This window comes from Syntrophorhabdales bacterium (assembly GCA_035541455.1).
Taxonomy (GTDB): Bacteria; Desulfobacterota; Syntrophorhabdia; order Syntrophorhabdales; family WCHB1-27; genus JADGQN01.
The window spans coordinates 36,940-44,664 of sequence record DATKNH010000154.1 but is presented as its reverse complement, the minus strand read 5'-3'; the positions used below and the strand labels follow the sequence as shown (position 1 = coordinate 44,664).

The window sequence follows — 7,725 nt, the reverse complement described above, 5'->3', positions numbered from 1 at the left end:
AACTGAGAGTTGTTTATTCCGACATTTCTCTGCGCGTTTAAACTTGGGACGTTTGTGTTGACGGTTAATGGCATGATCTCCTCCTTGATCTTTTTTTCGGGATAGCTTCCAGCCACCCCTTGATGTTAGGTACCCCTGGTCCGTGGATCTGCTTCCTTCACCTCCTTGCTGGACCGAGGTTTCTGGTTTCCTATGATCAAGTTGTCGGGAGTTGTGCTTTTAAACTTAATAGTAAAAAGGTATTAACAAGAAGAAATCAGAATCTTTCTGCAGCTGCTCGAAAAAAAAACAGAGTGATACCTCGCGAGGAGTTATAAGATATCGCTTTACCATTCAGTCAACGTTTTGCACCCTTAGAGCAGGCTAACCTTCCTGAAGAGTTGCAGGACAAAATTACACGGGGATTATGCGAAGGCTCCTCCCTCGTGAATCAGCTCCTGGTACAGCAACGCTAGCTCCCGTTGCAGGTTTGTATTTTGGGGATTGAGTTGAATCCCGTATTCGTAAAGAGCGATTGCCTTATTACCCTCCCCTCCCGCGAGATACAGGCGGGCAAGGAGAGCGTAGAGTTCATCCGACCAGGGCGCTAGTTCGAGGGCTTTACTCAGAAACATCTCCCCTGAATCCGTGTTGCCGTTTTCTATTGCCAATAGCGAAAGGTCCCGGTAGATTAGAGGGTTCTCCGGGTCTATCTGGAGCGCGTTAGCGAAGGCGTCTACTGCTTTCTGGTTCTCTTTGAGCTTAAGATAAGAGTGGGCCAGGCCGTACAACGCCGCGACAAGCTCTGGAGATTGACCACCGGCACGCTCCTCGGCCGCGCTGAGATACGCCTTGGCTGCGCGTTCGTAGCTTCCCACTTTGAAATAAAAGAGACCTGATTCAAGAGACCCTCCACAACTCTCTTCTGCTCTTCGTACGAGGTCTCCAATTCTGCTCTTTCGTTCCTCCCATCCGCAGATCTTGCTGTTGCAAGTTTCCAGGAGAGCACCGACCTCGGGTACCAGCCCCGCGCGCAAGCCATGCGCCTGTGCGTTGATTCCTTTGAGAAGGTCGCGTGCCTCGTAATACCGGTACTGACGCATATAGAGTTCGGCAAGGATCAAATCAAGTTCATGGGCACGGACAAAACCGGAGTTGATCGGTCCTCTTTCGGAAGGTGGCGATTTCCCGGTGTCCATGTTCCGTAAGGCTTCGAAATACTTCAGGGCCAGCGTGACCCTCCCCGCCTTTCTTGCCGCCTTGCCGGCGGCGTATAACCGCTCCATCTGCGAAATTGCCTCATTCTGCAGAATCCGATTGATTCCCTTTTCCTGCGTTACGTTGCGCATCAACTTTTCCAAGCCTTTAACAAATAAACCTGTCGCCCTCAGGAGCTGGCTATAGTAAGTGGTTCCCCTTTCTAGCTGCGCGTCCAGACGTTCCAGCTTATCTTCCATCTCATCTATTTCTATAACAGCCTGCCGCTTCAAATAAAGCTCCAACTCGTAATGGTAGGCGGCGATAAGGTTGAGGATTGGATGGCGCACTTTCGTCGTGAGGCTCTCTATCCTGGAAAGAATCTCGTGAAATTCTTGCGTCTCCTCCCTGCCATTTTTGCGTAAATTCTGAACCTTCCGAATATATTGCAATATCTGCCGCGCATGCCTTCTTATTTCCTGCAGCTTGTCTCGGGCCCTTCGAGCCTCTTGGGCCAGACCCTCCAGGTTGTATGTGACTTCGGTTTCTGCGCATCGGGCGATCTCTGCAGCCACATCCTGCTCCGGTCCCTCACAGTGCTCTTGGATAACGTCACTCAGCCTCGCGTTGGCAGCACCAACCAAGGGCAGCCCTCCCTCTGTTGCGTTGATGACCGTACAGGTAGACGTCTTGATGTGATTCTCAAAAGATGTCTTGAAACTGAGAAAAGAAGGGAGTGTGTATCTCTTTTCCCCAAAAATGTCCAGAATGGTGTCGGCTCCATTGCGCAAGTCGTAAGGCCCCCCTTCGCTCAGCAGACTGGAGGCTTCGCCTGCATGGACCTTCTCCTCAAACGAGAGATCCAGGCCGATGAGTGCTATGGTAGAACAACCAAGATACTCCGCGGCAGCAAAGCCCAGGTGAGCAACAGAACCACCGAAACAGAGTATGCTGCCCTTGTCCTCCCAATATTGGCGCAGCCACAAGGCAACCGCGTTCTGCTCAGACATGTTCATAAACAACGGGCCCGGATAGATATTGACAATCTCCGGTGTGTACTGGGTGAGGCACACGAATGGTACGTGTTTCAGGAGGGGGTTGTCCTTGTAGAATGCGACGTTTTCGGGCAGGGGGTCTATGGCGACCAGGAGGTCGGGAAGTATGCCTGCGGCAAGAAGCGTGGGAAGCGCTGCATCCACTGCAATAATTACACTGCTTCGCTTGGCTTTGGGCAGCAGGTGAAGGTTCTTCTCCAACGATGGCCCGGCAGCTACGACAATGGCTGTTCGCCCTTTGAAAAGGTTTTTCAATGCTGTTACACCAGGCTTCCTCAGGATGTTTGGCACATTCTGCATGAAAGCGTCTGCGAAGTCTTTCCCCAGACCAACAACTGTTCCGACATTTGCAAGGGTGAGTCGCTTCTGGTCATCCAGCTTTTTCCGGAACCTATCGTATGCTGCCTCATTCAAGCGCCGAGATGGGTTGTCGGCAACCATGTACCACGTGCCGTTCACAAGGTGGTGATGGTACTTTTCTAGAAATGAAAAATTGTCCACTTCCGGTCCGATGAGGATTTCCACCTTTTCAGACGCCAGCACATCAGTGAGTTCCCGTGCTTCCAGCGCTGTTTTAAACAGCTGCGGAGTTGCCTCATAGATGATCATCGCGTGCCCGGTTTCGAAGTGCTTTAGAACTTCCTGCGCCAGATATCCAAGGCCGAACCCAAGAAGCACAATAAGGCCTTCTTTCTCATTCTGGTTGGGTCGCAGGATTTTGAGGCGATCAGTGATCTCCCTGGCGCACTTTACAGGATCGTCTGCTCTGTCGATGCGTACCTCTTCCCCGCAACTCTTCGTGAATACCACCGTCGGTTCACCACTATCCGCGTTTGCTAACCGCACTATGGCTTCATCTATACCGTCTGACAGGATTGTGTCAGCAAGCTGAGGGCGGTGTTTCTTGAGAACTTCTAGATTCTTTTCAAACTGGTTCATCTCTCCCCCTATTGGCTTCAATGCCCAGTGCGGTCTACCACCTTTATTCAACCTCTACCCATCCCGGTGATGCTACACGTAAAGCGCAGCGGTCCGGGGACTTCTTCAGTCCGACTTTCGTCAAGCTCTCCGCAGGAAAACATGACCCTTCCAAAAAAGGAGGGGGTTGCCTGACGGAATGTGACCATGGGCATCGCAGCGCAGATCGATTGATCCATTCTTATGGCGAGGGCCTTGGTGGAGTCGCCGATAACAACGAGACCCTCGGTAGCGCCAAGACCCGTCGACGCAGTCACAACACTCGAAGCGGGCGCATTATGCGCAACCGTCTGCCCGTTCAGCCTGAAAATCTCCCATCCGGATCCACCGTTGTGCGTTGCGAAAAAGAGGTGTGCTGGATCGTACGACTCGGGCATGAGTGTCATAAATGCTGTTTTGAACGATCCGGCAGGTATTTTCGCCCAGTCAAACATGTAGTCGAGGTCGATCTGGGGCCGGTTTCTGTAGACTTTGAATAGTTTCTTGATGGGTCCGGCCTGCGTCGGTACCACAGTCGAGATCTCTATCCATTCTTCTCCATGATGCGAACCCCTACGTATTTCTGCCTCGACTGCCGTGAGATCGGTAAGCTGTGGCTTCCCGGGCCTTTGGAGCACGGTGTTCCCTGAATACCAATCGGCGCTGAGAGCGATGTCTTCAAAATAGCCGTGTGGTACGGTGCCCAGTAACGATTCGGGATAGAGTGCGGGGAACACCAGACTCCGCAGGGCAAGCCCGCGCCTGAGGTTAAAGAGCCCTACGACAGCGGGCGTTGTTATCCTTAAAAACTTCCCGTCTGACGAGCATTCGCGCATGTGCATGCTTGATTCTGACCCGGCTGCTTTCGATCCCTGCCCGTTGGGGAAAAAGGAGCCGCGAAGGCCGTTCAAGCTAATTGTCAGTGGACGCGCTTTCGATCTCTTTTTCGGCCTGGTCGCAGGCGCCACATCGGATAATAGCTTCTCGACCTCTGCCAGAAAACCAGCCCAGCGTTCTGGCGTTATGTGCGTACGGAAATCGCTTGACCAGAAATAACAGAGCCTCTTTTGAAGGTTTCTAATTTCGTGGCTAGTCTCCGCGGCTCTTTCATGCTCAAATTCTATGCGCTGATACAGCCGGTAACAGAGGGTATTCACGTACAGACTATCTCTTCCGGTGACTGACCATCTCGTCACGTTGTATTTTGGCTGCTTCTTAACGGGTATGGGTTGCACAACGGACTCCAGAGAGAGAGGCATATGCGATACAGCCGGTACCGACGGAGATTTGAGCGTTTCCGAAGGGAAGATGAGTTGAAAACGGGGATCCGATTGCAGACGCTCGTAGAAACTCGCTATACGTGACCATTCTTGCGGTTGTTCCAGTTCTGGTTCAGTCGCGAACCTACCCGGGCGGAAATCGAATATTTCAGCATCGCTACCGTACAAGCAGTGGTACCTCCCCTTCTCACTGCAGAGCCCGTCAAGATACGAAAGCAATTCGCCGGCCTCTATATCGCTGTGTGCGTAACGCTGGAACTTTTGAAAGGATATGGAGTCATTCCATATGAGCGGTATCCTGAAGCCCTCAGTGCCTGTTGCCAACTGCGGATAGTACCTGTATTCCTCGCACCATTCCGGATGAAGCGTCCTGGGATTGTTCCACTCCATGACGATCGCCTTCGCACCAATACGAAGGTAGTGCTCCACAATGCCTGCTGAATATGCCTGCTCGTTGACATACCATATGTCAGGGGTCACACCGAGCAGCCTGTTGTATATCTCACGACCGATCTCAAGATTCCATGCATTCACACTCGCCGGAACCAACGGACCTATGAGCTGCGCATATCCTGCACCTATGAGTTCCACTGATCCTGAATGGACGGCTCTCCGCAGCTCTTCAGTCCAGGCCCTATCCAGCGCCTCGGCGACTTCTAGCGTGTAGCCAGGCAACTCGATCGCCAACGGCACATGTCTTTGTCTCGTCAGAGAGAGAAGCGGCCAGAAACAGCGCTTGATAACCTCTCTCCGCTTTGCTTCTGAAATCGACGAATAGGCGAGATTCAGGTGAAAGATACTGTAGAGTTTAAGCATTGCCTATCCCAGAGGGCTTCCACCCGCGGCAAGCCATCCACCGTCAACGTAGATCGACTGTCCCGTAATGTAATCTGACGCATCGGAAGCCAGAAAAACGGTGACTCCCGCCAAGTCGGCAGGTAGCCCGGCCCTTCGCATCGGTATCAGCCCCAGAAACCTTTCTCTGATGGATTCATCACGAAATATATCCTCGGTCATGTGTGTTCTGAAACGGCCGGGGCCAATTGAATTGACGGTGATGCCTGACGAAGCCCACTCTACTGCCAGCGCTTTCGTGAGTTGACGGATCGCACCTTTGCTCGCCACGTAAGGGGCGATGTTAGGGATACCGATTTCTGCTGTAAGGGAAGAGACCATGATGATCTTACCTCTTCCCTGCGGTATCATGCACCGAGCGGCGGCCTGACAGGAGAGAAAAGCGCCTGTTAGATTGACGCTGATCATGCGGTTCCATTCCTCCGAAGTCAATTCAATGGCGGGCTTCCTGAGCTGTGCGCCTGCTGCCTGCACCAGTATGTCAAGCCGTTTGAATTTTCCCAGGATTTTCTGCATGAGAGAGGAAACCTGCGCCGCATCAGTCACATCTACCGCCTGGATAGAAACACGCTCGTCACGGCCTGAAATCTTCTCTCTTGCAGACTCCAACCGCCTGAGATCCCGCGATGCGAGCACGACCGTAGCACCCGCATCCAGCAGAGCCCCGGCCATGGCCAGACCGAGATCCCCGCTTCCTCCGGTAATAACAGCGACTCTTCCCTCTAACAAGAACTGCATGGACGTATCAACCATACCCATCGGGCTGTCAGTGTCACTCTCGTCTGTGGCGCCCCCACCACGCGTTTTTCGTCCAACCGCCATCAATAACGATCTGTTGACCGCTGATGTGGCCTGCTTCGTCTGAAACCAGAAACGCGATCAGTGCGGCCACGTCAGAGGTCTCGCCTATTCTTGCGAGCGGGGTGCGCCCGATCATGCCCTCCTCTACCTCAGGGCTCTGGGAAAGAAAGAACGAAGTGCGGGGCGTCCTGATCGGGCCCGGGGCGACGGCATTGACGGTGACACCGTACCTGCCCCATTCTACGGCCAGTGCCCGGGTAAGCCCTTCTACGCCGGATTTTGCAGCATTGTAGGCCACCCTCTCCGGATAGGTGGCTACTGTATGAAAACTCGTCATATTGACGATCCTGCCGTGCCTCTGTTTCAGCATGGGTGTACCAAACACCTTGCAGCTCAAGAAAACCCCATCCAGATCGGTCCTCAACAGGGACCTCCATGATTCGAATTTCATTTCCTCGCTTTTTACGGCCTGGGCTGGTGCTGCGGCACAGGTGACCAGTATGTCGATCTTTCCTTTCTTTCGGAGAATCTTCTCACGCACTGCAAGAAGGCTTGTCTCTTCCGCAACGTCACAGACGCAGTACATTGCCCCTGGTCGCTTTGTAGCGAGTTTGCTGCAGACGGATTTTACGTTCGTCTCGGTACGTGCGAGGAGTACGACCTCTGCCGACAGGCCGTGGAGCCGTTCGGCGACGGCCGCTCCTATCCCGCTGCCGGCGCCTGTAATGACAGCAATCTTTCCCTTCAGGCTTCTCAATCACCACCTCCCCGATGGCGCTCCTCGGGGTGAGGAGACTCCTCAAGCACGAAGCGGCCAATCTGGGTAGATCCGTAATCTGTTCTTTTGGCAAGCCGGTCAAAGGCCTGTTTATAGGGTTCCGGCACAATACCCGGCGGCGCATTGGACCCAAAACTGCTGGCAGCCACAAGGCGCAATCCGGCCTCCTCAAATAGACGCCGGAGGGATCCCCGTCCGTAAAGCACCACGTGCTCGAGAGGAAGGTAGTGCTCCCATAGTTCTCCTAGCACCTCCGCCAGGAAACCCAACCTCGGCGTCTGTACGATCACTGTCCCGCCGGGTCTCAGACAGGCCTTCAGGTGGTTAATCAGCGCTGCTGGTTCGGGGATATGCTCCAGAACATCCCACAAGAATATGAAGTCAAAATCCTTATCACTCGATTTGAGGGTGTGGTATCCCTTCCGAGCGACTTGGACGAGTAAATCCTCCGCAATATCAAAGCCGCTTAAATCCTGCTTCCGGCATCCCAGCGACACGCAAAAATCGAGGAAGAAACCGTTCGCGCAACCGTAGTCAAGGATCCTTTTCTGCGAGAGCATGTCCGGCATAACGTGTACGTCGGCGAGCGACATCCCGTACTCTCTAAAAATGGTCCCCCTGTTGGCCTCGCTGAACCGGTAACTGTGGGACACGGCCCCAGGGCTCTTGCGCTGAGCATAGCTCATGCGGTAATACTCCTCTAGCTCCGCAGCCGAGGGCAAGGGCCAGATGAATTCTGATTGGCAGCTTGCACACCGTAACCACGTAGAAGAGATGCCACCAAAAGATTTTGAGACCACCGTGTGTGATTGATCGAAGGAAC

General features: G+C 53.4%; 5 protein-coding genes. All 5 read right to left on the bottom strand.

What is annotated here, in order from left to right:
• Positions 1-404: 404 nt before the first annotated feature.
• The 5 genes from VMT71_16665 to VMT71_16645 are packed head-to-tail and all read right to left on the bottom strand — an operon-like array spanning position 405 to position 7,588.
• Entirely contained in the window at positions 405-3,170 is a 2,766-nt protein-coding gene (locus tag VMT71_16665; protein ID HVN25603.1) for a 6-hydroxymethylpterin diphosphokinase MptE-like protein, read from the bottom strand.
• Positions 3,171-3,217: 47 nt separating this feature from the next.
• Positions 3,218-5,284: a hypothetical protein gene (locus VMT71_16660; GenBank protein ID HVN25602.1), complete on the bottom strand. Its 2,067-nt coding sequence runs from the start codon at positions 5,282-5,284 to the stop codon at positions 3,218-3,220.
• A gap of 3 nt (positions 5,285-5,287) precedes the next feature.
• Positions 5,288-6,145, bottom strand: coding sequence for a glucose 1-dehydrogenase (locus VMT71_16655; protein ID HVN25601.1), 858 nt, complete (start codon positions 6,143-6,145; stop codon positions 5,288-5,290).
• Complete coding sequence (locus tag VMT71_16650) at positions 6,096-6,881, bottom strand: SDR family NAD(P)-dependent oxidoreductase (GenBank protein HVN25600.1); 786 nt, start codon at positions 6,879-6,881, stop codon at positions 6,096-6,098. The genes VMT71_16655 and VMT71_16650 overlap by 50 nt, the downstream gene beginning before the upstream one ends.
• Positions 6,878-7,588 carry a class I SAM-dependent methyltransferase gene (locus tag VMT71_16645; protein HVN25599.1) on the bottom strand — a complete coding sequence of 237 codons (711 nt, stop codon included), beginning with the start codon at positions 7,586-7,588 and terminating at the stop codon, positions 6,878-6,880. Before VMT71_16645 ends, VMT71_16650 begins: the two co-directional genes overlap by 4 nt.
• Positions 7,589-7,725: the final 137 nt, after the last annotated feature.